The 25,976-nt window shown below is 36.2% G+C and carries 21 protein-coding genes; 14 read left to right on the top strand and 7 right to left on the bottom strand.

What is annotated here, in order from left to right; translation table 11 throughout:
• Positions 1–52: 52 nt before the first annotated feature.
• Positions 53–2,542, bottom strand: a complete 2,490-nt coding sequence (locus AACZ92_RS06210) for a M14 family metallopeptidase (RefSeq protein ID WP_339698472.1) — start codon at positions 2,540–2,542, stop codon at positions 53–55.
• 315 nt (positions 2,543–2,857) lie between these two features.
• Here AACZ92_RS06210 and AACZ92_RS06205 point away from each other — a divergent pair, with 315 nt between their 5' ends.
• Positions 2,858–3,499 carry a protein-L-isoaspartate(D-aspartate) O-methyltransferase gene (locus AACZ92_RS06205; protein ID WP_339698469.1) on the top strand — a complete coding sequence of 214 codons (642 nt, stop codon included), beginning with the start codon at positions 2,858–2,860 and terminating at the stop codon, positions 3,497–3,499.
• Between the two features lie 245 nt (positions 3,500–3,744).
• A complete protein-coding gene (locus AACZ92_RS06200) occupies positions 3,745–6,687 on the top strand; it encodes a T9SS type A sorting domain-containing protein (RefSeq protein WP_339698466.1) in 2,943 nt (980 codons plus the stop codon).
• An 84-nt stretch (positions 6,688–6,771) separates the two neighbouring features.
• Here the strand turns inward: AACZ92_RS06200 and AACZ92_RS06195 are convergent, their stop codons facing one another.
• Both AACZ92_RS06195 and smpB read right to left on the bottom strand, forming a co-directional pair.
• Entirely contained in the window at positions 6,772–9,249 is a 2,478-nt protein-coding gene (locus tag AACZ92_RS06195; RefSeq protein ID WP_339698463.1) for a DUF5686 and carboxypeptidase regulatory-like domain-containing protein, read from the bottom strand.
• Positions 9,250–9,391: 142 nt separating this feature from the next.
• The gene (gene smpB / locus AACZ92_RS06190) at positions 9,392–9,856 is read right to left on the bottom strand and encodes an SsrA-binding protein SmpB (protein ID WP_339698601.1); all 465 of its coding nucleotides are present in this window, start codon (positions 9,854–9,856) and stop codon (positions 9,392–9,394) included.
• 94 nt (positions 9,857–9,950) lie between these two features.
• Between smpB and AACZ92_RS06185 the strand changes: the two genes are divergently transcribed.
• Positions 9,951–10,727, top strand: coding sequence for a DUF6503 family protein (locus AACZ92_RS06185; protein WP_339698460.1), 777 nt, complete (start codon positions 9,951–9,953; stop codon positions 10,725–10,727).
• Here the strand turns inward: AACZ92_RS06185 and AACZ92_RS06180 are convergent.
• On the bottom strand, positions 10,717–11,241 hold the full coding sequence (locus AACZ92_RS06180; RefSeq protein WP_339698458.1) for a phosphoglycerate mutase family protein: 525 nt from the start codon (positions 11,239–11,241) through the stop codon (positions 10,717–10,719). The genes AACZ92_RS06185 and AACZ92_RS06180 overlap by 11 nt on opposite strands.
• Positions 11,242–11,418: 177 nt before the next feature.
• On the opposite strand from AACZ92_RS06180, the gene AACZ92_RS06175 reads away from it, so the two are divergent.
• The 6 genes from AACZ92_RS06175 (at position 11,419) to AACZ92_RS06150 (ending at position 15,949) form a co-directional block, all read left to right on the top strand.
• Positions 11,419–11,604, top strand: coding sequence for a CsbD family protein (locus AACZ92_RS06175; RefSeq protein ID WP_339698455.1), 186 nt, complete (start codon positions 11,419–11,421; stop codon positions 11,602–11,604).
• Positions 11,605–11,977: 373 nt separating this feature from the next.
• Positions 11,978–12,886 carry a DUF4412 domain-containing protein gene (locus AACZ92_RS06170; protein WP_339698452.1) on the top strand — a complete coding sequence of 303 codons (909 nt, stop codon included), beginning with the start codon at positions 11,978–11,980 and terminating at the stop codon, positions 12,884–12,886.
• Positions 12,887–12,909: 23 nt separating this feature from the next.
• Positions 12,910–13,629, top strand: a complete 720-nt coding sequence (locus tag AACZ92_RS06165) for a hypothetical protein (RefSeq protein ID WP_339698449.1) — start codon at positions 12,910–12,912, stop codon at positions 13,627–13,629.
• Positions 13,630–13,639: 10 nt separating this feature from the next.
• Complete coding sequence (locus AACZ92_RS06160) at positions 13,640–14,464, top strand: hypothetical protein (RefSeq protein ID WP_339698446.1); 825 nt, start codon at positions 13,640–13,642, stop codon at positions 14,462–14,464.
• A 177-nt stretch (positions 14,465–14,641) separates the two neighbouring features.
• Complete coding sequence (locus tag AACZ92_RS06155) at positions 14,642–15,007, top strand: hypothetical protein (RefSeq protein WP_339698443.1); 366 nt, start codon at positions 14,642–14,644, stop codon at positions 15,005–15,007.
• Between the two features lie 105 nt (positions 15,008–15,112).
• A complete protein-coding gene (locus tag AACZ92_RS06150) occupies positions 15,113–15,949 on the top strand; it encodes a hypothetical protein (RefSeq protein ID WP_339698440.1) in 837 nt (278 codons plus the stop codon).
• 146 nt (positions 15,950–16,095) lie between these two features.
• Here the strand turns inward: AACZ92_RS06150 and clpB are convergent, their stop codons facing one another.
• Positions 16,096–18,702, bottom strand: a complete 2,607-nt coding sequence (gene clpB / locus AACZ92_RS06145) for an ATP-dependent chaperone ClpB (protein WP_339698437.1) — start codon at positions 18,700–18,702, stop codon at positions 16,096–16,098.
• Positions 18,703–19,010: 308 nt separating this feature from the next.
• On the opposite strand from clpB, the gene AACZ92_RS06140 reads away from it, so the two are divergent.
• From AACZ92_RS06140 to AACZ92_RS06125, 4 genes are read left to right on the top strand one after another with little or no spacing between them, the layout of a single operon-like run.
• Entirely contained in the window at positions 19,011–20,612 is a 1,602-nt protein-coding gene (locus AACZ92_RS06140) for a T9SS type A sorting domain-containing protein (RefSeq protein ID WP_339698434.1), read from the top strand.
• A 58-nt stretch (positions 20,613–20,670) separates the two neighbouring features.
• The gene (gene ytxJ / locus AACZ92_RS06135; RefSeq protein WP_339698431.1) at positions 20,671–21,066 is read left to right on the top strand and encodes a bacillithiol system redox-active protein YtxJ; all 396 of its coding nucleotides are present in this window, start codon (positions 20,671–20,673) and stop codon (positions 21,064–21,066) included.
• A 17-nt stretch (positions 21,067–21,083) separates the two neighbouring features.
• Positions 21,084–21,722 carry a 5'-nucleotidase, lipoprotein e(P4) family gene (locus tag AACZ92_RS06130; RefSeq protein WP_339698428.1) on the top strand — a complete coding sequence of 213 codons (639 nt, stop codon included), beginning with the start codon at positions 21,084–21,086 and terminating at the stop codon, positions 21,720–21,722.
• Positions 21,688–21,909, top strand: coding sequence for a hypothetical protein (locus AACZ92_RS06125; protein ID WP_339698426.1), 222 nt, complete (start codon positions 21,688–21,690; stop codon positions 21,907–21,909). Before AACZ92_RS06130 ends, AACZ92_RS06125 begins: the two co-directional genes overlap by 35 nt.
• Positions 21,910–21,947: 38 nt before the next feature.
• Here AACZ92_RS06125 and AACZ92_RS06120 read toward each other — a convergent pair whose 3' ends face one another.
• Both AACZ92_RS06120 and fahA read right to left on the bottom strand, forming a co-directional pair.
• Positions 21,948–23,126, bottom strand: a complete 1,179-nt coding sequence (locus tag AACZ92_RS06120) for a hypothetical protein (RefSeq protein WP_339698424.1) — start codon at positions 23,124–23,126, stop codon at positions 21,948–21,950.
• A gap of 50 nt (positions 23,127–23,176) precedes the next feature.
• Positions 23,177–24,460: a fumarylacetoacetase gene (gene fahA, locus AACZ92_RS06115; protein WP_339698422.1), complete on the bottom strand. Its 1,284-nt coding sequence runs from the start codon at positions 24,458–24,460 to the stop codon at positions 23,177–23,179.
• A 209-nt stretch (positions 24,461–24,669) separates the two neighbouring features.
• Here fahA and glyA point away from each other — a divergent pair, with 209 nt between their 5' ends.
• The gene (gene glyA / locus AACZ92_RS06110; protein WP_339698420.1) at positions 24,670–25,944 is read left to right on the top strand and encodes a serine hydroxymethyltransferase; all 1,275 of its coding nucleotides are present in this window, start codon (positions 24,670–24,672) and stop codon (positions 25,942–25,944) included.
• Positions 25,945–25,976 lie beyond the last annotated feature (32 nt).

Here is a 25,976-nt window from a genome sequence, read left to right as displayed (position 1 = left end):
CTATAAAGCGCATACTTTTAAAGGCTGTTTTACACTATTTTAAGAATTTGGTTTACAGTGTAAACGCATTATTATTTACAAAAAACAAGCTGTTAACAAAGAGTAGTTTTCCGTTTTGCCAAAACGAACGGAACAACACATCATCTACCAAATAGATTACCGAACCTTGCCCTAAACGGTCTTCGCCAAACACCAAAGAGTTGGTTAAACCCTTTTTGGCATCTTCACCGGCAAACCCGGAAACGTTTTCTGCTTCTCCTTTTATATACCCAATATTATACCCAGAATCTAAAAAGCGATAGGAGGTGTTCCCTAATTTTAAACTGAAATAAGTGTCGTCGTACCCAAAAGCCATTGGGTGTGAAGGGTCCATGGTTACCTTAAAAATACTTCCGGTAATCATGTCTTTTGTGCTTTCCTGCTCTTGTTGGTCATAAGGAGTCAGGTTATTGCTTTTAGTTGAATCGGTACCTTCTTGTTTTGTTTCGTCTTTATTTAATTGTAAGGCAAAATCATCTTTTCCTTCAAAGCTATCTACGGCATCACCAATAGCAATCACTTTCCCGCCGCTGCGTACCCAATCTTTTATATTATTAAAAGTATCATTATCCAGAATATCGTTATACCACCCGTCGGGCATCACGAGTACATCATAATTCCGTAGGTTGATGTCCTCAAAATCATCGGTGTTAATTGAAGTGATTGGATATTCCAATTGCTTTTCAAAAAAGTGCCAAATAGCACCATAACTTAACGAAGACGTACCTTCTCCTCGCAAAACGGCAATACGTTGCTTGTTCACGAGTTTAATATCGGGCGAACCAAAGTCGGTCATCGTATCGGCAAAACTGGTATTTGAAGCGTACAATTTACGTTTGTGTTTGTTAGCGAGCTCGGTTACAGTTTTATCAAAGTCTTTATTTTTTTTGTTGTCACTTCTCGTAATTACTAAACTTCCACGGTCAAAAGTAGTTCCATTAAAGCTTAATTTCTTTTCAGAAAAACGCACCCGAATGTCATGTTTTAATAAATCTGCTAAAAAAGTAGCGTCGTACATACTGTTCCATTTAGCAATATAACCTGCCGCGTTTGAAACTGCTGTATTGGTTTTAAAAGTGGCATTTGGGTTGCCGTTAGCCGAAACCAATGAGGTGCTCGCTACGGCATCTAATCCATACGCATAGGGAAGGCTCCACGCAGTAATATCATAGGTAACGGGAGTGGAAAGTTTTGTTTTAGGTTCAAATAAAACCTGCACCATTTTTCCTTTCGGTTGGTTGGTGCTTATTACTAGGGCATTCTCAGCCTTCATAGAGCCTGATTTGGCTTCGGCGTAACTATAGCCTGTAACCGTTCCACTATTGGTATAGCCGTACTGTATTTGATGCATTTCTAATAATTCAGTCAATACATGAATGTTATCTGGCTTTCCGGTTAGCACATAGCTTTTGTATTTTAAATTGGTATTGGTGAAAAACTTCTTGAATTCTGAAGTTAATGTAGTTGCATTCTTAGATGCTACTTCTATGGTAGAAAGTCCTGTAGTGGTATGGTGGGCCACACGATCTTCTAAGGTAAGCTCAAATCCTTCGTCGGTATTAATGCCCAAACCTGCAAATCCGTGACCGGCCTGCTCATACGTCATCCCAATGGCTCCCATGTAAATAGGGTAGGTGTCCCCATAACTAGGATATAATAAGTCGAATCGCTCGCGGGTAAAAAACAGCCAACCTTCTTTGTCAAAATATTTAGCGTGGTTTTTACCAATCTGCGTTTGAAAATCCCGTTGAAAAGGGGTGATAATTTCGTGAAATGGTTCGGCTGCTGGTGCAAAATAATAAGGGTTATTAATGCCTTGTTCGTGAAAATCTACGTGTATCTGTGGCATCCACTGATTGTATAGTTTAATGCGCTGACGGCTTTCTACTTGAGAAGCCCACGCCCAGTCACGGTTTAAGTCAAAAAGATAATGATTGGGGCGTCCACCAGGCCAAGGTTCGTGATGTTCAATGGCTTCTTGCGAGGCATTATAGGGAGTTGCCTTCACTTGGTTGTACCAATTCACATATCGATCACGTCCATCAGGATTTACAGATGGGTCAATAATTATAACTGTGTTTTTTAACCAATCTTGCTTTTCAGTAATCAATTTATATACCGTGTTTATTGCCGCTTCAGTACTAGAGGCTTCATTACCATGTACGTTGTAGCTAAGCCACACAATAGCTTTTTCAGGATTTGCAGAACCAGATTCGATCCCTATACTTTTTAGATTATTGGTTCTAATGGTTTCAATATTCTTGATATTTTCTTCTGAAGAAACAATAGCGTAGGTAAGCAATCTACGCTCATTGGTTTTACCATAGGTTTGGTAGGTAACCATATTGCTGTTCTCGGCTACGTGTTCAAAGTAATTAACTACGTCTGCATGTCGTGAAAACTGTGTGCCGATTTTATAGTCTAAAAACTCATTAGGAGATTGAAGCTGTGCGAATGATATAGCTGAAATAAATAAAAAGAGGAGCGTAAAACGGGTTGTCATGAATTGGATGTTTTTTAAGGTTTTAAAGATAGCTGAATTTATGGAAAAATGAGCCTTTGATAAACCCCTCCTATTGTCGGGGCACTCAGGCGCCGAGACTGCTTTATATTTATTCATTTCTAATAGATGCTATAAGGCTAAAAAATAATAGGTGTCCGAGTGAATTTGGGAGACCAGTAGGGCTCACAAATTAGTATCGAAGACTCAATAGCCCAATACTCCAACAACTTACACTCGCCAAAAAAGATAAGCGCGATTTTGACCTATTGATATGTAAAAAGTTCTTTATTTTGTAAAAATAAAAATCGATTAAAAGTGAAAGATACCTACACCCATAAAGGCATGCGAAAACGTTTGGTTGAAACCTTAAAAGCCAAAGGAATAAAAAATAAATCCGTATTAGAGGCCATCAATGCGATCCCTAGGCATTTGTTTATGGATTCAGGTTTTATTGAACATGCGTATGTGGATAAAGCATTTCCTATTGCTGCAGACCAAACAATCTCGCAGCCTTATACCGTAGCCCGCCAAACTGAACTTTTGGAAGTTACAAAGGGAGATAAAGTGTTGGAAATAGGCACGGGAAGTGGGTATCAAACCGCTGCATTGTTAGAAATGGGAGTTATTGTATTCTCTATTGAGCGGCAAAATGAGTTGTTTAAAAAAACAAAACGCTTTTTACCAAAATTGGGATATCGTCCCAAACGATTAATATTTGGCGATGGTTATAAAGGCTTGCCAGAAGAAGCGCCTTACGATGGTATTGTCGTTACCGCCGGTGCTCCTTTTGTCCCTAATCCGTTATTGGCACAGTTAAAAGTAGGGGGTAGGTTGGTTATTCCAGTTGGGGAGAAGAACCAAATTATGACTGTTTTTACGCGTACCTCGGAAAAAGAGTTTGAAAAAAATGAATACGGTGAATTCCGGTTTGTACCGTTGTTGGAAGATAAAAATTGATGGTATAAACAAGACGTATTATTATATACAAGTAATATTTTATCATTTATTTGAAACTGAACATCACTTCTCTTTTCTTCTATTTTAAATTATAAAAATTAAAAAAATACTGTACACTCAGTATTTAACAACTGTTCCTTTATCTTGTTAAGATAAGGTTAAACCTTGATAATCAAAAAACCAATCATTCGGTTGTTTTCGTAAGTAATTACTAAGAAACTATAAGTTTAATTAAAAATTACTCTATGAAAAATTATTTTACTTCAATTATTGTCATTTTACTGACGGTATTTGTCACAAACACATCATCGGCCCAACTTGTAACGAGTGGAGACGATGATGGATCTGACGGAACTTTACGACAAGAAATCGCTGATACCCCTGCGGGCGGTGAAATTACATTTGGTATTTTAACAACGAATGTTACTTTAAACAGTGAGCTTGTTATAGATAAAGAATTAACCATTACAGGAGGATTAATAGGTGTAACGATTGACGCTGACGAAAATGGTCGCGTCTTTAATATAACTGATGGCCCCGTGACTTTAAACGATTTAACAATTACAAATGGTTTAGAAGAAGATGGTGGAGCTATTTATATAATCGATGCCGATTTAATTATTAATGATTCAAATATTACAAATAGTGAAGCTAACGGGCCGTCAGGTTCAGGTGGTGGAATATTTGTTGATACCGGAGCAAGTTTAACGGTAAATGATTCTGAAATTTCAGGAAACCAGGCCAACCGTGCCGGTGGAGGGATTGAAGATAATTCTAATAATGGTCTAAATATCATTCTTAACAACGTAAATCTTGATAACAATAATGCGGGGGTAAACCCTGCGACAGGAAACCCCGGAAATGGTGGTGGACTACATATTACAGGAGCCGGTGATGCTGAAATTACAGGTGGTACTGTAAATGGAAATAGTGCCGAACTTCAAGGTGGAGGCCTTTGGAACGGTACAGGAAATATGACTGTGGACGGTACAAACGTTGATGGAAATTCCGCCGAAGGAGACGAAGCTACTGATGGTGGTGGAGGTATTTATAATAGCGGTGGAACGCTAGAAGTTTTAAATGATGCTACAATTACTAATAACATTGCAGATGGAACATCAGGTTCTGGGGGAGGAATTTTTAATGACGAAGGAACACTTACTGTAAATGATTCTGAAATTTCTAACAATGAATCTAGCCGTGCAGGTGGTGGTGTTGAGCATAATTCCGCTAATGGAGGAAGTATCATGTTAACTAATGTGAATATGGATGGTAATAGTGCTGCAGCTAATCCAGGTAATGGTGGAGCGTTGCATATTAGCGGCCCGGGAGATTCTATGATTATGGATAGCACTATATCTAATAACACTGCCGATTTAGAAGGTGGAGGTCTTTGGAATGGTAGTGGAATCATGACAGTAGACGGAACTACAATAGATGGAAATACCGCAAGTGGTAATATGGCCGATGAAGGTGGTGGTGGTATTTTTAACAATGAAGGTACATTAAATATACAAGGAGCTACCATTACTGACAATATAGCGGACGGAACTTCTGGTTCTGGAGGTGGAATCCTTAATAATTTAGGAACACTTACAGTAAGTAGTTCTACTATTTCTGGAAACACTGCAGTCCGTGCAGGTGGTGGAATTGAAGAAAATTCCGTCTCCGGAAATACAGTAACACTTACTAATGTTGATTTAGACGGTAACAGTGCCGCATCGAATCCAGGTAATGGAGGAGCTTTACACATTAGCGGACCAGGAAATGTTGAAATGACAGATGGTTCTGTAACGAATAATACAGCAAGCCGAGAAGGTGGAGGTTTATGGAACAGTGTTGGTACTATGACGCTTGATGGCGTTTTAATAGATGGTAATACTGCCGAAGGAAATGAAGCACACGATGGTGGTGCAGGAGTTTTCAATAATGGAGGTACTTTAACCATTATGAATGAAACTGAAATCACCAACAACCTAGCTACAGGAACTTCAGCTAGTGGTGGAGGAATATTAAGTACAGATGGTTCTGTAAACATTACAGAGTCTATCTTAGATTCCAACTCTGCAAATCGTGCCGGTGGTGCTATTGAAATCATCGACGGAAATTTAATAATTGAAGATGTTGAATTAACAGGAAATGATGTTAATGGAGGAGCCGGAACTGCTAACCCAGGAAATGGAGGAGCAATTCACGTAACTGGAATGAGCGGAATTATCAATATAGACGAAAGTGATATTTTAAATAATGAAGCTGCCAATGAAGGTGGTGGATTATGGAACCAAAGTGGAACAGCAATGAATGTTAATACAAGTACCGTAGCTAGTAATTCATCTCCAGATGGGGGAGGAATATACAACAACGGCGGAATGCTTGAGTTTAGAGCTTCTACACTTTCAAACAATTCAGCTACTGCAAATAATGGTGGTGGATTAAACAATGATTCAGGTTCTGCAATTATACTTAGAAGTACTATTTCAGGAAATGATTCAGCTGCCGACGGTGGTGGAGTTTATAATAATGATGAAATGGATATTAATGCAGTAACCTTAGCCTTAAATACAGCTGTTGGAGAAGGTGGCGGAATTGAAGCGGAATCAGTAACTTCTATTAAAAATACCATTGTAGCTAACAATTCAGCTGCAAATGGTCAAGATGTATCAGGTTCTTTTTCTTCAAATGGATATAACTTAATAGGGAATGATGATAATGATGAGTTCCCTGAAGCTTCAAATGATATTGAAGGAATTGCGCCAAACTTAGGTCCTTTGCAGGATAACGGAGGTCTTACTTTTACCCACGAACTTTTATCGGGTAGTGAAGGGATAGACGATGGTGATCCAGCAGATACTTTTGTAGATCAAAGAAACTTCAGTTTAGTTGGAAACCGTGATATTGGTTCTTACGAACGTGGCGGAGTATTAGGAGTGAATAACGTTGAAGCAATTTCAACTAGTACTATTTACCCTAACCCAACAAATGGAATTTTCACTGTAGAAGTGGCAGATAATGTTTCAGGAAAAATTTCGGTAACTATTGTAACGGTTACTGGGAAAGTAGTAAAACAAACTACTGTCGAAACTGGAGCGAATCAAATTAACCTTAGTGGAATGGCAGCAGGAATGTACATTGTAAATGTACAAACTGAAAATGCTTCCACTTCTCACAAATTACTTTTGAGTAAGTAATGTTTAATTGTTAAGTATAAAAAAAGCCACTTGAAAAAGTGGCTTTTTTTATGCATTTGGTTCAAATATAATTTCTAAAAAAAACTAATCTAAAAATCCTAAAAACTTTAACCCAAAAACGAAGGCACCATCGCTTGTTCCATTATAATAGGAACGAACGTAATCCAATCGTAAAAAGCGGAAATTTCCAAAACCTAGATTATCGATACCTACTGAAAATTCGCTGTATGGTTTATTGTTTTCAATACTCAAAAGATGTGCTCCAGCTACCAAATTAAAGTTCAACTGATTAATACCGGGTATTTTACCTAGAATCCATCCCTTAAAATCGTGTTCTAAATGGCCTTCAAAATAGCTTTTGTTGGTGCTTAATTGGTAATACGGTAATAAATTAAACACATTGGTGTAACTTGAAGAAGTGCCTATTCGTGTTTGGTTGCCATTAAAATGCTGGTAATCTACAAAACTGATATTATCACCATTAAAAAATGTTCCACCTTTTAAGCGGTATGCAAACTCGCCTTTGTTACCTGTATTAATAGATTGAGATAGGCTTGCTCGTAACTGGCTATAATTATAGTCGTCATTTGAAGCACCCAAACCGTTTTCAAAAGTTACAGAAAGTGCTGGGTACTTATTGTTGCCTACATTATACTTTCCATCGGGATACGTCATATATTTTTGACCAAAGGTTATATCGGCTCTGATACCCGTTTTAAAGATATCATGCTCATCAATCGCCGCATTGTCAAAGTCCGAAGGATTTAGTGGATTGTTTGAAGTATATGAAACATCATCATTAGGGATGGTTACATAATCGGTGTTATTGAACAGTGGTTTCCGTTGTTCGTATCCAAAGTTGGTGAAAATACGCAGCCCATTAAACAGTTCTTGGCTATATACTACTTTGGCGTAATTCAGTTCGTAAAGCTTCATATAATTTCGCTCAAAGAAAAGGGTGGAAACTGTATTTACAATAGGTGAAATAGGTTCTTCGGCATTAAACTGTTGTACCTTACTTCCGCCGAAAAGAGACAATTGTAATCGATTGGTGCGATTAAAATTCTTTGTGATTCCGCCAGTAAAACGCAATCTGTCTTCTGAAATTCCATAATTCGCATCACCGTAAATGGAAAGCCATTCGGTTTGGTTTTCATCGTACCATTTAAAATACCGAAGTCCGGCGCTGGCATTCCAACCTTGCACAGTGTTAAAATTGATACCTGGGAAGATACCGTTGTAGCTCATACTCCATTTATCATAGCTGTTTTTATAGGAATATCCAGTGATTATGTCTAACGGTTTCAGTTTGTTGGAAACAGCATCAACCGAGTCTAAATACGTTTTAGATTTCCGAAGTTCTTGTATGCTGTCTTTCCTTACGTAGTCGCGCAGTTCTTCATCTGTTAAAGGCACTGGTCGTGTTCCTTTCCAGAAAAGACTATCCTTTTTATTGGCTTCTTTACCAAAAGATAACACTTCGTTGGTGAATGATTTATCAGAAAACTGAGGCTGAAAATCATAATTACTGTACACCGCAATAAACTGTCCATCACCTTGAAACCCTAAGAATTTAAAACTAAAATCAATGGTCTGTGAGCGTTTTACCCAAGCTTCTGTATTGGGATCGAATTTAAAATTTTGTTTAAACAACAGTTTGTTGACCATCGGGACTTGAATGGCCGAACCAGTTGTGTTGAGCTCCACACCATACAATTGCCAGTCATCTTCTACAATGTATATAAAACCATCCCAGACACGGTCTTTAGGGCGCTTGGGAGTCACCTTTATTTTATTAATGAGTTTGTTGCCTTCGTAAAAAATTCCGTCGAGTTTGTACCGATAGTAATTAAATGCGTTATTGGCAATGGGTGAAACAATGGCTGCGTTGAGGTCTACCGTATTTTCATAAAACGAAAAATTGGCATCTTGCGCACTATTAAAGCTAAAGCCATTGTCATTACCGCTCACTTTGCTGGCGATAATCTTTTCCTTGAAATCGTCGGGTTGTTGATAGGCAATTTCACTTATCGTTTCAGAAAGGTAAATAATTCCTGTACGGGTAGAATCGAGCGCACCATCAAAATCGCCTACCTCTTGTCCTAATACTTTTTCAGGAAGGTCTTCTACACGCCAAATACCACGAGAATAGAAATCAGCTGTAAAGGCTGAAAGTTTATCGAGTGTTTCCTGTCGTTTGGCAATAGTTTCACGAATAATGCGGTAGGCAGGATCTTCGTCATTAGAGACAATGACCTCGTCAAGGCTTACCGACTCTTCTTTCATGGTCACATTCAAAACATATGGGAATGAAGTAGCATCAATGCTTTTTGTCACCGATTTATAACCTAAAAATTGAAAAATGACTTCGTATTCAGCTGTATCAGAAACATCCAAACGGAAATTTCCAGTATCGTTGGTAGTAGTACCTTTGTAGGAATCTTTTAAGTAAATATTTACGAAAGGAAGCGGGTTGTCGTTTGTGTCAGTTACTTTCCCGACAATCTGGGCTTGCGATATGATTGTTGAAAGTAAGGCAATAGCGAGTACAAATCTTGTCATAGATAGGCGGTTTTCTAGTAAGACGAGAAATTGATTGCTTTGTTACGGTTTTGTGCTAACTTTGAAATTAAGTAATGGTATATTCTTTAAACTTATTTAAGAATCATTTCTAGAATTTCACATCTAAAAGCGAAGCGTTCTATTAATTATTAAACGCCTTTTTAATTCGGCTTAAATCCCGCTTGGTTTCCCTTTTTTTAATAGCTTCTCGTTTGTCATATTCCTTTTTACCCTTACACAATGCGATGTGCAGTTTTGCCAAACCACGATCGTTGGTGAATAATTTTAACGGAATGATAGTCAATCCCGTGTTTTTCACCTCTTTTTCAAGCTTTTTAAGTTCGTTTCGGTTTAAAAGTAGTTTGCGTTCACTTTGTGGATTGTGGTTAAAACTAGTAGCATGCGAATATTCTTGAACCGTCATATTAATAGCAAACAACTCGTTGTTCTGAAATTCACAAAAGCTCTCGGCAATAGAGGCTTTTCCTTCGCGTATTGCTTTAATTTCGGTGCCTGCCAAAACAATTCCCGCCACGTAGGTGTCTAGAATTTCATATTCAAACCGAGCTTTACGGTTTTTAATACTTACATTTTTCTGAAGTGCCATAGAAAACAAAAATAATAAGTTTAACACTAGTAACCTTTTAAAAGTATCATAAGTTTTAAATACGATTGCGTACTTTTGATATTAAAATAGCCCGATGAAAAAATTAGCCTTTCTTTTACTGCTCATCACGATAGTATCTTGTAAAGATTCAAAAACTGAAACAAACGATGTAACTAATTCCGAAGAGAATATAACAGCTCAAACCATTATAGATAAAGCCATTGAGAAGGCTTGCGACGGAAATTGCGATCACGCTGAAGTATCGTTCTCTTTTAGAGATAAAGCTTACAAAAGCAAACGCTTGGGAGGTGCTTACACATTTGAGAGAATAACAAACGATTCTACCGGTCTAATTAGAGATGAACTGAGCAACGAAGGATTTATCCGCTCCGTAAATGATATCGTTTTAGAGTTGGCCGATACAACAGCTTTAAAATTAAGTAATAGTGTGAATTCGGTTCATTATTTTGCACAATTGCCGTATGGATTAAATGCTCCAGCAGTTCAAAAACAATTAATAGGAAAAGATACCATACAAGGCGTGCCCTATTATGAAGTAAAAGTGACCTTTACTAAAGAAGGTGGCGGCACCGATCACGACGATGAGTTTATGTATTGGATACACCAAAAAAACTTTACAGTAGATTATTTAGCGTACAGCTATATTGTTAATGAAGGTGGCATTCGTTTTCGCGAAGCTTATAATCCTCGCGTTATTGAAGGAATACGTTTTGTAGATTATAAGAACTATAAAGCTGAAGATTTAAATACGCCCTTATCAGAGCTTGATGATCTTTTTGAGGCCGATAAACTACCATTGCTTTCCAAAATTGAAAATGAAAATATAGAGGTAAAACTGCTTAATCAATAACAAGCACTTGCACTTTTGTTTTATCATCAACTACTGTTACTATGTATAAGGTGCCATTGTCATTATCATCCATATCTGGATAGCGGTCTTCCCCAATGATTTTATTTACAAATTGAGGTGTCGTATTACTGTGTCCGACTACTAAAACTGTTTTACCCTGTGTTCGCATTTTAAAATCGTCACTATACAGGTGGTCGGGTGAATAAGGGGTTAATTTCACATCGCTCTGTAATGATATAGCTGAAACTGTTTGTTGGGTGCGTTTATAGTCGGTTGAATAAATTTCATCAAATTTTACCTCCTGAAACACCTTGCTCCATATAGCAGCACGAATAATTCCTTTTTCGTTAAGGTCTGGATTTTTATTGTCTGGGTTGCTTCGGTCTTTTTCAGCGTGACGTATTAAATAATAGGTGGTAATATCTGGAATGTCAATATTTGGTTTTGGCTGTTTCCTGTCAACACAAGAAAACAGTAAAACAGATAGAATACAAAGTGCAAATAGCTTTTTCATTTTTTATTTCTTTAAAATCTCACATCTTGAGACTCAATACTAACAAAGTAAAATAACACTTTTTAAGAAACTTTGGCAATAAAATAACGAAGTGTTTATAAACTTTATAAGTCTATTATAAAAAAACACCACTCCTTCAAGCTACCTTTATAGTATTAACAAAAAAAATAAATTATTATGAACACAGATCAGATTAAAGGAAAATGGAACCAGATTAAAGGAAACGTGAAACAAAAGTATGGCGTTGAAATGGAAGATGAAGAAGCATTCTCTGAAGGAAAGTATGATGAGATGGTTGGGAAAATTCAAGAAAAGACAGGGAAAGCAAAAGAAGACATAAAAAAAGAGATTGATAGCTGGTAAAATAGTCTTCACTCTTAAAAAATTGAAAATCCGCTTATATTAATATAGGCGGATTTTTTTATACTATTTTTTTAATAAGTATAAAAATTCAACAATTTACCATCTATTTTTCCTGTAATAAAAAGGGTGGAATCTCCCGTAAAAATTCAAGTTTTAACCCTTCGCAAATTATCGACAACCTTTCTAGTTTTGTAACAAGATGTAATTCTATTGCAACCAATGTTTACATTTTTTAGTTATAAAACACTTTAAATTAGTCTTTTGTGGTGCTTGTTACATACGTGCAACATTTTGTAACATAGTTTATATTCCGAATAATAAGGTAGCAGTAGTTTTAAATATCAAAATAAAGTAACCCTTAAAAACTTGAATTATGAAACCCATTAAAATTCTCCTTACCCTATTTTTTGCCATAGCAATTTGTGATACCTCCAATGCACAATTTTTCAAAAAACTTAAAAATCGTGCAGAAAATGCCGTGGAACGGACTGTGCTAAATAAAACGGATCGTGAAGTATCTAAAGAAACCGATAAGACTATTGATGGTGTAATTAAAGGTGATGGTAAAACAAATGAGGAAGAAACCAAATCAAAAGAGCTTACTAAAGAAGAAAAAGCAAAAGCAGAAAAAAGAGCAATGTCCATTTTCGGTGGTGGTATGGAAGGGATTCCTGATACCTACAAATTTCAGTATGTAATGGATATGAAACTTACCTCTACTAACAAGAAAAATGATGAAATGACACTGCAATATTTTATAGAACCAAACGCCAGTTATTTCGGCAACGCTATGCCAAACGAAAACTCCAATGCTGTGATGGTTTATGACTTAGAAAATCAAGCTATGGTCACCTTTATGGATAATAACGGTCAAAAAATGGCAATGAAAATGCGCATGCCTTTAGAAGAAAAAATGCAAGAAATGATAGAAAAAACACAAAAGGGTGAAAACAATGCCGCTAATACGGCTAATATAACACCTTTACCAAACAAGACTATTTTAGGGTACAACTGCAAAGGATATTTAGTAAAACAAGATGAAGGCACCAGCAAAATTTACATTACGGACGAGGCACCTGTAAGCTTTGTAGGTATGTTCGCTAATCTTGAAAAAATGCAGAAAAGCATGAGCTCCAGTCCCATTCCGTTTAGTAAAAACTCTTTAATGATGGAAATGGAATACACCTCTAGCAAACGCAAAAAAGATAATGTACATATGATATGTACAGCGCTTAAAAAAGCACCTTTCACTATAAATAAAGCAGATTATAGGGGAATGTAATACTTGTTCAAACCAAATAAATCATGAAAACACTCTATATAACACTGGTACTGTTTTTCTTTAGTATGTCGACTACATCATACGCACAAATAAGTGTCTTCGATATTGTTCAAGACGCCAAAAAAGAACGGGGCGATGCCACAGATACAGAAAAAGAAACTTCTTCAAATAAAGAGAATTCAAAAAGTGAAGGATTTGATTTAGAGGCTATGTATAAATTCGCAGAATTTTCTGAATATACTGAGACATTAAATCAATATGACGCTGAAACAGTTGAAGCTAATTGTCTCAAAATAATTGGAAATCATGTTGAGAAACTGGTTCGAATACAACAGCAAATCGAAGCAGAAGGTGACTGTAAAAAGAAAAAAGATCTATTAGGGTATCAATCTTTATTAATGTTTTCTGCAGGGACTAAGATGTTTTGTCCTGATGAGTTTAATAGCGATAAAGTATTTTATGCTGAAGCAATTTTTGAAATTCATAAGGATGGTGATTCAATAGATCGAAAAATAATTGATGAAGCTTTAAAAAAAATACGATATGGTAATTTAGAATTTGGTAACCCCTATTCCTTTGAATCAGAGGACTATGATTTTACAACAGAAGCTGAAGAAAAAATTGCGAAGAAAAAATACCATAAAAGTTTCATTGATGAAATTGTGTATTTCCTTTCTCCGGAATTTATGGCAAAAAGAGGCTCTCAAATAGCTGATATGCGCGAAAACCTTCCTTGTGATTAAACTTTAAAAAATGAATATAAAAAATACATATATAATCTTAGTAGTAATAAGCTTGTTTAGCATCCAACTATATTCTCAAAAAGTGGAAACCGTTCGATTGGAAGTGGAAAAGGAAATCCCTGGTGAGACGTTTTCAGATAATAAGTTTGAAGTTGATTTTTGGGTGCAGACAGAAAATTTTTCGGCTATAGATCCTAAAAATACTGAATTACTTGAACTAAAGGATGATACAGGCAAGGACTTGATAAAAGCGCACGAAAAGGCAATAAAAGCCTATAAAGAAGAAACAGAACGTCTTGCAAAGGAAGGACACTATCGGTTTTCAACACGCACAGAAGCATTTATTCAACCAGACCAATGGAAAAAAATGTATGATACTATCGGGTTTAAAGCGAGTATCAAATCACTAATGGTAGTTCCCTCACCAAAAGCTAGCAAAGTACATGTAAAAATGAAAGTGGGTTATACCTTAGTTGCAGGGGAGGCTGAAAAATCGACAACGATTACCATTAATTCATTGGTGAATAAACCTTCAGTAGAATTGCTCGGGATAGAAATTTCTCTTACCGATACTAGTAGTATGACAACCCAAGACGGAGTCAAATATTTTTTTTATAGCATTCCCGAGAGTAAGTCGCCAGTGGCAATTACTCGTATTGAACCAATAACCGAAGCCCTTAAAACTGCTATTGAAGAAACGAAGGTAAACAATAAGCCAAACGAGTTTTTGGTAAAAGAAGGTGATAACACGAAGCCCATCACTATTACCATACATTATCAAGAAGTAGAGAAAAAATCTTTTGTAATAGACAAATGGATAAGCTTAGGGCTTTAATTAAAATGAATAAACGCTAACTAAATTAAATATGGATAAACGATAGCATACCCTGCTACTCAAAAAGTGTAAGGGACTTAAAAAGGTGTTGTAAACAGGAAGAGGAGCCTGTTTATAACCTAGAGGTTAACAAAGCAGGGCGTGTTATCATTTTAAACTTTAAACAATAATACAATTATGGAAAACACACAAACAAAAACAGCAACAAGCACAGAAGAAACAGTAGATGCCAATGACGGTAAGACCATAGCAGTCATCTCATATCTCACCATTATTGGTCTTATTATCGCGTATGTGATGAATAATGAGAAGAAAACAGAATTTGGTGCCTATCACATTCGCCAATCCATTGGCTTAGCTGCTGCTGGACTTGCTATGGGAGTCGTTGGCCTTATTCCAATATTAGGTTGGATAGTGAGTGTTTTAGGAACGTTATTGCTTATCTATATGTGGATTATGGGATTAGTAAATGCTATGAATGAGAATAAAAAGCCACTGCCATTTTTCGGTAAAAAATTTGAAGAATGGTTTAAAAGCATATAAAAACAATTGTGATAGCTCCCCGGTTTATACGCTTCGCAAATATTGTTTTGAACAAATAGGAAACAGTAGGTTTCCAAAAATGTTAAACAATAAAATTTGTGAATAATGAAAGTTTTAAAAATATTAGTTATCGTATTGTGCATTGCAGGCTGCAAAGATTCATATAATGAAGATGCTCCTGTTACTAAAGGAATTATTCCTCTTGTAACAAAAAAGAGTGTTTTAAAAAGTAAAAGTGAAAAGCAAACTGCTGATGAATCTAATACAGCGAGCCAATCTGATGCACATTTACAAAAATATAGTATTACCCATACCAATCAAAAAAAGTTTAAAGCTTGGAAGCATGGCGATGCAACTATTTTTTTGGTCACACAGCCGTATAAAAGAAATAATAAGCAAGAAATTAAAGTAGGGAAGGTACATGCAGATGGATCGTTCAATTTTAAGTTACCTGCCTCGGTAAATTTAGATAGGTCAATTTCTAAATATTTCAAATGTGAAGGAACTGCATCTACTGTTCAAACAGATTACAAAGTACCAGATACTGGGTTGATTTCTGCTTTTTTCAGTATAAGGAAAAACGAAAACGAAATAGGGTTGCTCAGTTTAGCAACCTCTAAGCAACAGGTATATAACAACTCGCCATTTGGTAAATACCATGGACATCCTGGGTATCGATTACAGCTTTGGTTTGCTGAAGCCGAGTCAGGTGCCTATGCGGTCTGTAAAAGAAACATTGAAGCAACCGATAATGCTGAAACAACCAAACAAATAGATGTTATTGATGTCTATGACCTATCCTTCAGCCAAGGATGGAATTATGTAAAAACTGAAATAAAAGAAAATCAATTAGTGGGCAACGTTCCTTATTATAAAGCAAAAAAATATACCGTACAACCGTCACTTTCAAGCGATGTAAGATGGGTGTTTAAAGAGCACTGAAACAGGTTTTGTTTTATTATTATAATGCTAATTAAAAAAAAACACCCCGAAAACTTTTTCCGGGGTGTTTCAACTAACTAACCAATTATGAAACGAAGCTTTTTACTTCTGAAATAATTCAGAAATTAGGCAAGCTCCAACCCAGTTCAGTTATCTTCAACTAGATCTGTTTGATTTCTGAAAACGAGTCCGTCTTCAAAACTGTCAATCAAAATTATACTGTCTGTTGTTACTTTTCCTGAAAGAATTTCTTTAGAAAGTTCATTTAAAACTTCCCTCTGAATCACTCTTTTTACAGGTCTTGCTCCAAACTGTGGATCAAATCCTTTTTCGGCTAAGTATGTAATGGCTTCTTCCGTAGCATCAATAGTAACATTCTGTTTTGCTAACATTTTAGAAACTCCTTTCAGTTGTAATCCAACAATCTCTTTGATGTCAGTTCGCGTTAATGGCGTAAACATAATAATATCATCAATTCGGTTTAAAAACTCAGGGCGAACCTGTTGTTTTAATAATCCTAATACTTCTACTTTAGCGCCTTCCATTGCTGTGTCTGGATCTTTTACAGCTTCAAACTTCTCCTGAATAATATGGCTTCCCATATTACTCGTCATAATGATTATCGTGTTTTTAAAATCTGCAACACGGCCTTTGTTGTCTGTTAATCTACCTTCATCCAATACTTGCAATAAAATATTGAATGTATCGGGATGTGCTTTTTCAATCTCATCAAGTAGTACTACAGAATATGGTTTACGTCTAACAGCTTCGGTTAATTGACCGCCTTCATCATATCCAACATATCCTGGAGGGGCTCCCACCAAACGACTTACACTGTGGCGTTCTTGGTATTCGCTCATATCGATACGTGTCATAGCATTTTCATCATCAAACAGGTATTCTGCCAATGCTTTTGCTAATTCAGTTTTACCAACGCCGGTTGTACCTAAAAATAAGAATGAACCAATTGGCTTTTTCTCATCTTGTAACCCAGCCCGGCTTCGTCTAATAGCATCACTAACGGCAACAATTGCTTCTTCTTGACCCACCACGCGTTTGTGTAGTTGGTCTTCTAGTTTCAACAATTTTTCACGTTCGCTTTGTAGCATTTTCGTAACAGGAATGCCTGTCCACTTAGCTACTACTTCGGCAATATCGTCGTTTGTTACTTCTTCTTTAATTAAAGAACTAGCGCTTTGGTTTTCAGCGAGCTCATTCTCTAATTTAGTTAAAGCTTCTTGAGCGTCTTTAATTTTTCCGTAGCGTAATTCTGCTACTTTTCCGAAATCACCTTCGCGCTCTGCTCGCTCGGCCTCTAGTTTTAAATCTTCAATTTCCTTTTTAAGGTTCTGAACATTGTCAACTACTTCTTTTTCACTTTGCCATTTAGCGTTAAGCTCGTTCCGTTCTTCTTTTAGATTAGCTAAATCTGCTCGAAGTGTCTTTAGTTTTGTTTCGTCTTTTTCACGCTTAATCGCTTCAATTTCAATTTCCAATTGCATGATTTTTCTATCCAGAACATCCAACTCCTCTGGTTTGGAATTGATCTCCATCCTAATTTTAGAAGCAGCTTCATCCATAAGGTCGATTGCCTTATCTGGTAAAAATCTATTGGTAATGTACCGTTCAGAAAGTTCTACGGCGGCTATAATAGCCTCGTCTTTAATTCGGACTTTATGGTGTGTTTCGTATTTTTCTTTAATCCCTCGAAGAATAGAAATAGCACTTTCAGTGTCTGGCTCATCTACAACCACTTTCTGGAAACGACGCTCCAAGGCTTTATCCTTTTCAAAATACTTTTGGTATTCATCTAAGGTTGTTGCTCCAATAGCACGAAGTTCACCACGGGCTAATGCTGGTTTTAGAATATTAGCGGCATCCATGGCTCCTTGTCCACCACCGGCTCCAACTAGTGTATGAATCTCGTCGATAAATAGAACAATGTCTCCATCACTAGTGGTTACTTCTTTAATAACAGCCTTTAGGCGCTCTTCAAACTCTCCTTTAAACTTTGCACCTGCAATTAAGGCACCCATATCTAGAGAGAAAATTTGTTTACTCTTAAGGTTTTCAGGGACATCACCATCTACAATACGGTGTGCTAACCCTTCCGCGATTGCCGTTTTACCAGTACCTGGTTCACCTACCAACATCGGGTTGTTTTTGGTTCGGCGTGATAAAATTTGAAGTATTCTTCTAATTTCTTCATCGCGACCAATTACGGGGTCTAGTTTTCCATCTTTTGCTAACTGGTTGAGGTTGCGAGCGTATTTGTTCAAAGAGTTATAAGTGTCTTCAGCACTTTGAGAAGTTACACGATCTCCTTTACGTAATTCTTCAACAGCGGCTTTTAGTCCTTTTTCGGTTACCCCTTGGTCTTTTAAGCTTTGAGCAATACCGCTTTTTGACTTTAAAATTGCTAATAGCAAATGCTCGATAGAAACATATTCATCGTTCATTTTCTTGGCTATGATACTGGCTTCGTTGACAGTTTTTCCTGCTTCACGAGAAAGCATAATATCTCCACCTTCTACTTTTGAAAAACTTTCCAGTTGTTTATTCAGAACTTGCTGAAGCAAAGTAAGGTTTACATTCAGTTTCTTTAAAATAAAAGGGGTTACGTTCTCATCTACTTCAAAAATTGCTTTGAGAATGTGTTCGTTTTCTATTTGTTGATGGCCAAACCCTTGCGCTATTTGCTGCGCTTGCTGTATGGCCTCTTGACTTTTTATTGTAAAATTATTAAAGTTCATTTTTATATATTGTTTTCTGAAGCTAACTGCTTCAAAGAGTTTTTTTAATTAAATTCAAATATCCTATTTCAAAATATGAGCCACTTTAAAATTAAGACAAAATGTCTGCTTAAAAGTAAGATTTAACAGACATTATGACTTGTTTATTTTTGTTTTCAACATGGTTTTCGGAAAACAAGTTGCTATATTGTATGCTTCATAAAAGCATTCAATATGACTTTTATTTTTATGTATATTCGCCGAAAAATATTTACAATTTTATAAAACTACTCTGTGAGTCTTACTTCCAGAAACAAAATAATAATTGAATGAAAATCAAACTACTGTTTATAATCAGTTTTTTAACTGTAATACGCATAAGTGCCCAGATACAAATTTCTAATTTTACCTATGATGAAGTTGAGAATAGTCATCCAAGCGATATAATTGAATATAACAACCTTCTTTTTTTTGAGGGAAGTAGTGATGGATACGGTCGTGAAATTTGGTTTAGTGATGGCACACCGGGTAATGTAAGTTTACTTAAAGACATAAACCCTGGTAATGAGTATGGCATTCCAAACCAACTAAGTTTAGCTCAAAACCATACTATATTAAATGACGAGTTGTATTTTATTGCAACAGAGGGAGCCTCTAATGGTGAAATTTGGAAAACCGATGGAACGGAGTCAGGAACTACTAAAGTTACAGATTTTATTGACGGTAGAACCGAAAAGCTCACCACAGTCGGGAACACTTTATTTTTTCTTGTTACCGTTGAAGAACGGGTAATGCAATTATGGAAAACTAATGGAACCACTTCAGGAACTACTTTAGTTAAAGATAACATACCTTTTTGGAATGATGTGACATATCAGGGAACTTGCAATGATACATTTATATTTACATTTCAAACCGAAGGTTCTAATTATCCTAGGGTATGGAGAAGTAATGGTACTGAAAATGGAACCTTTCCTATAACTGATGAAATAAATGGGAATGGTTCTAATGGAGGAAATATTAGCCCTTCACAATATATTGAATATAATAACAAATTATATTTTGTTAGTAGGTATTATCTACACGTAACAGACGGAACACTTGAAAATACAGAAATTGTAAGTGAGTTGGGACATGACGCACCAGATTATTTTTTAAACTTTGGTGACGTAATTGAAGCTAATAATAAGTTGTATTATGTATATTATTCTGTAGAGGATCTTCAATTATCAATATGGGAAGCTGACGGCACAGCGTCTGGCACACAAATGATTTATAACAATTTTGGAAGTCGTTATTTTTTTCCATCTAATTTTTACCTTAACAATAATGCTTTATTGTTTACAGCTTCTAATTCTGAAGGGGGTGGTACATCTATTATGTCATTAGATTTGTCTGATTATTCTACTTCTGAAGCTATAGAATTAGATTCTAACCCAGAGGAGCCGTTTATTTTTGCTCCTTCAAGAGACGCTTGTAATATATATAAAATCAATGAAAACAATTTATTTATACAAGCTCCTAAAAATAATTATTTTGAAAAGGTAAGTTGGCTATATTACGTGAATACTAACACTTTAAATCGCATTCCTTTATTAGATCGTGAATTATATCCTTTTATCTATGATGAACATATTTATTATGGTGATATGCTCCAGTTGTTTCGATATGATTTTAATCTAGGAATAAACTCACCTCAGAAACCATCCCTAGTTTCAATCTATCCAAACCCAACTTCACATTATATAAATTTCAAAACACCGTATCAAATTGAAAACTTATCAATATTCGATGTAAGCGGACGCTTAATTAAAGAAAATTATACATATATTAATAAGGAAATTGATATATCTGAATTAAGTACAGGAACGTATTTAATTCAAATGAAAATTGATGGGAAGTATGTTAGTAAGAAATTAATAAAAGAATAGAATCAACTTAGCAAGTTAGATTCATAACATGAATAAGGCTTGCTTTAAAATATAGAATATGGGATTTTTAGATATGTTCAAGAAAACAGAACGAGATATAGCAAAAGAAGAGATAGTTGAAACACCTTGGCATGTGCTTTCTACTATGGAACAGCTAGAAGAAATTATAGAAGAATCTAAAAATAAGCCTGTGGCTGTTTTTAAGCACAGCACTCGTTGTGGTATTAGCCGAATGGTGTTAAAACAGTTTGAGAAAAACTATGACCTTTCTGATGACCAACTGAAATTGTATTTCCTTGACTTATTACAAAACCGAGATATTTCAGGCGAAATTGCAAATCGTTTTAAAGTACAGCATGAAAGTCCGCAAATGATTGTTTTAAAGGATGGCGAAGTAGTTCATCATGATTCACACCAAGGGATTGATGCTGAACATTTAGAGCGTTTTATTTAATTGAAAATATGATATATATGCGTTCTACGTATTTTATACGTTTATCACTTATACTATTTAGCTTATCGTCGTGTAAAAACCTACCACAAGCAGAGAATGTTTCAGGAAGTGCACAGCAAACAAATGTTGAAAGTTACCAATTGCAAGGGATACTCTGGCAACAAAGCGCGGCAGAATATAAAGCTTTATGTTTCCAAGCATTTAATTCGGCTACCCTTCAACTTAAAGAAGAGATAGCTAATAAGTCAGCTTCTGGAAAACCTTTGGCGATTATTACAGATATTGACGAAACGGTTTTAGACAACAGTCCGTACCAAGCAACACAAGCTAAAGAAGGAAAGCCGTACAGCCGTGATTCTTGGGTAGCTTGGGGAAATCTTGAAGAGGCAACTTCTGTACCTGGTTCTTTAGATTTTTTAAACTACGCCAGTGCTAATGGTGTTGCTGTGTTTTACATTTCAGATCGTCATGATGTTCAGCAAGAAACGACTTTGAATAACCTAAAAAAACTGGGCTTTCCCAATGCCGATGCCGATCATATTTTTTTGAAGGAAAAAGGAGTTGATAAAGAAACGCGCCGCCAAAAGGTGTACAAAAACTACGAAGTGGTTATGTATTTAGGTGATAATCTTTCTGACTTTTCAGCTATTTTTTGATAATCAACCTACCAAAACGCGAAATACATTAGCTGATAGCATAAAACAGAAATTTGGAAATACATTTATTGTACTTCCAAACCCTATGTATGGTGCTTGGCAAACTGATGGTATTTATGAAGGAAACTATAATTGGTCACCTGCTCAAAAAGATTCTATTATTCGTGAGAAATTAATCGGGTATTAAGATTTTCTTTTTGTGAATTTTAAAAAAACAGTTGCTAATTAAAAGTTTCTTTTTAAAATTTCTTTTAACCTTTCCTTCATATCTTCCCCAGCGTCGAATACCATTTGTTCGTTAGTAGGAAAATGGACAAACCGGTTTTGAACCCATATCCAATCATTTTGAGATAATGCTTGCTTATCGCCACGATAGGAAGCAAATGTATTTTCAAAAACAAACTCTGAAGCAAGGGGATAGTTATTAAGGTTTCGGTTGTTCAGCAAATCTTTATAAATAACCTCACCTGCTACTTGCACTGCTTTTTCTTGGGTTGTTATGTTCACAATAGCCGTAACATTTTTATAGACATCCACCTTAATTTTGTTGCCTTCACGATCCAAAACATAATTACCATTTCGGTCTTTTTTATATTCCCACCCATCTTTAATACGTTGCGAACGGCGTTCTTCAGTTTCTGATATACGCTCTGGTGAAATGGCAATATTCCGTAAATTTAAATCGATGGCGTGGGTATATTCAATTCCGTTTTCAGGTTTGCTGTGAAACTCAGTCCAAAAATTGTTTAAACCATAGGTGTTAAAATCTAGCAGTTCTCTTTCTAATCGAAAAGGTATTACTTGGTTCGTACGATTGTTTAAGGATACCATTACAAAATCGGTTCCCAAAAATCGAGTGTCGTCCAATAATGTGTTTACATCTTTATAATTGGGCTGTAGGTCGTGAATATCACAAAGTAAATAATAGGAATCCCTATAGTCTTCAACCGTATTCCTGTTTTTTAAACGGACAGCTTCATTATAAAGATCTGCCACGTAGTTTTGCTTGGCGGTAATAATCTGGCTGCTGTAATCTTTAAATTTAAAATCGGCGTTTCTACCAAGGGTTTTACTATATAAAGGAAGTAGAGGCCGCACTAGAAACTGACGATCTTCCAGTTTTTTGTACAGGAGATAAATAGATCGAGATTTATTGCTCTCGTTGCTTTTCTTCAGAAAATTGATTCGTCTTGTATCTTCTGAAACAGCTTTTTTATAAGCTTCTTCTAAAAGAATAATATGCTCGTCGTTTTTTTCGACATATTTATCTTTCTGAAGTTTTTTAACAGCAAGGTCTATAGCGCGATCGTAATCGCCCTCAGCTATAAATTTTTGATTTCGCTTTACACTGCTACAAGATGAAAAAATAAGTAGCGCTACTATTGAAAATAAAAAAGCTCTCATAATTTTTTAATTTGGTTATGAGAGCTAAAATACAATTGTAATGCCAAACTTTAAAATGGGTCTGCCGGAAGTATTTTTCCGCTGCAATCTCCAAAGCCTATTCGCACTTTGTCATTTTCACAGAAACCTCTAAGAATTACTGTATCGTTATCGTTTATAAACTTACGTTCGGTACCATCATCCATTTTTAATGGATTTTGACCTTTCCAAGTTAATTCTAGCATTGATCCGTAGCTATCTTTTGTAGGGCCAGAAATGGTTCCGCTACCCATCATATCACCACTTCGCACATTACAGCCATTTACGGTATGGTGTGCCAATTGTTGCGACATAGACCAATACATATATTTAAAGTTACTATTGGCAACAACATTTTCTTTACCACCTTCTGGCTGAATAATGGCTTGTAAATTGATGTCAAAATTCTTTTTACCATCTTGCTTTAAGTAGGTGAGTGGTTCAGGCTCTTGATCTGGACCATCTGTACGGAAACCTTCTAAGGCATCTAATGTTACTATCCAAGGCGAAATGGTAGAGGCAAAACTCTTTCCTAAGAATGGGCCTAGCGGCACATATTCCCAAGCTTGAATATCACGAGCACTCCAATCGTTAAACATAACAAGACCGAAAATATATTCTTCGGCATCTTCAACCGAAATTCGTTTTCCTAAGTCGTTTGCTGCTGTAGTGATAAAAGCCATTTCTAGCTCAAAATCTACCAATTTTGAAGGTCCAAACCCAGGAATACCATCATCACCAGGCTTCTGTTGGCCAATTGGTCTTTTAACGGGAGTACCAGAAGGAATTATAGACGAGCTTCTTCCGTGGTAACCAATAGGGATGCGAAGCCAGTTAGGCATTAAAGCATTTTCTGGTCCACGAAATAAAGTACCTACATTGGTAGCGTGTTCCTTGCTCGCATAAAAGTCGGTATAATCACCTACATCAACAGGTAATTGCATTTCTACTTCATCCATGCTGAATAATATCTTTTCACGGTGTTCCTCGTTATCACGAAGTTCGGTGCGGCTTCCTTCTCTAAATATTTCAGAGATACGGTTTCGAACCAAGCGCCAAGTCTTTCGACCGTCGGCTATAAAGTCGTTTAAGCTGTCTTGTAGAAAAATATCATCGGTAAGGTCTATTCCTTCAAAATAGCCAAGTTGATGTAAAGCGCCTAGGTCTATTGCGGTATCGCCTATTCGGGTACCAATAGTAATAACATCGTCGCGGGTTAAAAATACCCCAAAAGGGATGTTTTGGATAGGGAAGTCGCTGTTTTTCGGTACTTCCAGCCAAGATGTATAAGTTGGATCGTTAGCTTGTAAAGGCATATTCGTTTTTTTGTAGTTTGTAAAAATTGTAATCAAATATATAATTTCTGAAGGACTAACCACAACCATTTTGTATTTTTGCTTTCTCGATTGGGTTTTTTATAATTTCCTTAACGGAAACACCACAAAATCAATCGATACCCTTAGTTGAATTAGTATAAAAATCATGACACCTATTGTAACTGAATAGGTTTTTTACTGAAATAGATATGACAAGAGACACCGAAATATTTGACTTAATAGAAGCCGAAAAAAAACGGCAATTAAATGGATTGGAACTAATCGCTTCTGAAAACTTCGTGAGCGACCAAGTATTAGAAGCAGCAGGTTCCATATTAACCAATAAATATGCCGAAGGATATCCGGGAAAACGCTATTATGGCGGTTGTGAAGTAGTAGATAAAGTAGAGCAATTGGCTATAGATCGCGCAAAAACATTGTTTAATGCCGAATATGTAAACGTTCAACCGCATAGTGGATCGCAAGCCAATACAGCGGTTTTCGCCACATGTATGAAACCGGGTGACACCTTTTTAGGTTTTGACCTTTCTCACGGTGGGCACTTAACACACGGAAGCCCAGTGAATTTTTCGGGTAAATTATACAATCCTGTTTTTTATGGAGTAGATGAAGAAACGGGATTAATTGATTATGATGAGGTTGAAAAAATGGCTATAGCTGAAAAACCAAAAATGATTATTGCGGGTGCTTCCGCTTATTCTCGTGAAATTGATTACAAACGTTTTCGTGAAATAGCAGATAAAGTGGATGCTATTTTAGTGGCCGATATGGCACACCCCGCTGGATTAATTGCGAAAGGAATTATAAGCGACCCTGTTCCACATTGTCATATTTGTACCACTACCACCCATAAAACGTTGCGCGGACCAAGAGGCGGGATGATATTGATGGGTAAAGATTTTGAAAATCCTTTTGGGCAAAAGCTGAAAAGTGGTAAACTTAAAAAAATGTCTACGCTATTAAATAGTGGGATTTTCCCTGGGAACCAAGGAGGTCCGTTAGAACATATTATTGCCGCAAAAGCTGTCGCCTTTGGTGAAGCATTGACCGATGAATTTTTACACTATATGGTTCAGGTGAAAAAGAATGCAGCCGTCATGGCACAAGCTTTTGTAGATAAAGGTTATAAAATAATTAGTAACGGAACCGATAACCATATGATGTTAATCGATCTTCGGAACAAAAACCTATCCGGAAAAGATGCTGAAGAAGCATTGACTAAAGCCGATATTACCGTAAATAAAAATATGGTGCCATTTGATGATAAATCGCCATTTGTAACAAGTGGTATTCGTATTGGAACTCCTGCGATCACTACCCGCGGTTTGGTAGAAGAAGATATGCATAAAGTGGTTGAATTGATAGATGAAGTAATTAACAACTTTGAAAACGAAGACACACTAAAAGAGGTTGCTAAAAAAGTAAATACGTTGATGGAAGGACGCCCTTTGTTTAAAATGTAGCGTTCACTTAAATCGAAACTATACATAAAACC

Origin of the sequence: uncultured Marixanthomonas sp., from assembly GCF_963974425.1 — a bacterium.
In the GTDB taxonomy this organism is placed as follows: Bacteria; Bacteroidota; Bacteroidia; order Flavobacteriales; family Flavobacteriaceae; genus Marixanthomonas.
Note: the sequence above shows the minus strand (reverse complement) of the source record. Positions and strands in the feature narration are given on the sequence as shown.

Coding starts and splice junctions, on each gene's coding strand:
- AACZ92_RS06195 (WP_339698463.1), bottom strand. CDS start 9,249: ATGACAAGATTTGTACTCGCTATTGCCTTACTTTCAACAATCATATCG.
- AACZ92_RS06160 (WP_339698446.1), top strand. CDS start 13,640: ATGAATATAAAAAATACATATATAATCTTAGTAGTAATAAGCTTGTTT.
- AACZ92_RS06130 (WP_339698428.1), top strand. CDS start 21,084: ATGCGTTCTACGTATTTTATACGTTTATCACTTATACTATTTAGCTTA.
- AACZ92_RS06120 (WP_339698424.1), bottom strand. CDS start 23,126: ATGAGAGCTTTTTTATTTTCAATAGTAGCGCTACTTATTTTTTCATCT.
- glyA (WP_339698420.1), top strand. CDS start 24,670: ATGACAAGAGACACCGAAATATTTGACTTAATAGAAGCCGAAAAAAAA.
- ytxJ (WP_339698431.1), top strand. CDS start 20,671: ATGGGATTTTTAGATATGTTCAAGAAAACAGAACGAGATATAGCAAAA.
- AACZ92_RS06180 (WP_339698458.1), bottom strand. CDS start 11,241: ATGAAAAAGCTATTTGCACTTTGTATTCTATCTGTTTTACTGTTTTCT.
- smpB (WP_339698601.1), bottom strand. CDS start 9,856: ATGGCACTTCAGAAAAATGTAAGTATTAAAAACCGTAAAGCTCGGTTT.
- AACZ92_RS06170 (WP_339698452.1), top strand. CDS start 11,978: ATGAAACCCATTAAAATTCTCCTTACCCTATTTTTTGCCATAGCAATT.
- AACZ92_RS06150 (WP_339698440.1), top strand. CDS start 15,113: ATGAAAGTTTTAAAAATATTAGTTATCGTATTGTGCATTGCAGGCTGC.
- AACZ92_RS06185 (WP_339698460.1), top strand. CDS start 9,951: ATGAAAAAATTAGCCTTTCTTTTACTGCTCATCACGATAGTATCTTGT.
- AACZ92_RS06165 (WP_339698449.1), top strand. CDS start 12,910: ATGAAAACACTCTATATAACACTGGTACTGTTTTTCTTTAGTATGTCG.
- AACZ92_RS06210 (WP_339698472.1), bottom strand. CDS start 2,542: ATGACAACCCGTTTTACGCTCCTCTTTTTATTTATTTCAGCTATATCA.
- fahA (WP_339698422.1), bottom strand. CDS start 24,460: ATGCCTTTACAAGCTAACGATCCAACTTATACATCTTGGCTGGAAGTA.
- AACZ92_RS06140 (WP_339698434.1), top strand. CDS start 19,011: ATGAAAATCAAACTACTGTTTATAATCAGTTTTTTAACTGTAATACGC.
- AACZ92_RS06200 (WP_339698466.1), top strand. CDS start 3,745: ATGAAAAATTATTTTACTTCAATTATTGTCATTTTACTGACGGTATTT.
- AACZ92_RS06175 (WP_339698455.1), top strand. CDS start 11,419: ATGAACACAGATCAGATTAAAGGAAAATGGAACCAGATTAAAGGAAAC.
- clpB (WP_339698437.1), bottom strand. CDS start 18,702: ATGAACTTTAATAATTTTACAATAAAAAGTCAAGAGGCCATACAGCAA.
- AACZ92_RS06155 (WP_339698443.1), top strand. CDS start 14,642: ATGGAAAACACACAAACAAAAACAGCAACAAGCACAGAAGAAACAGTA.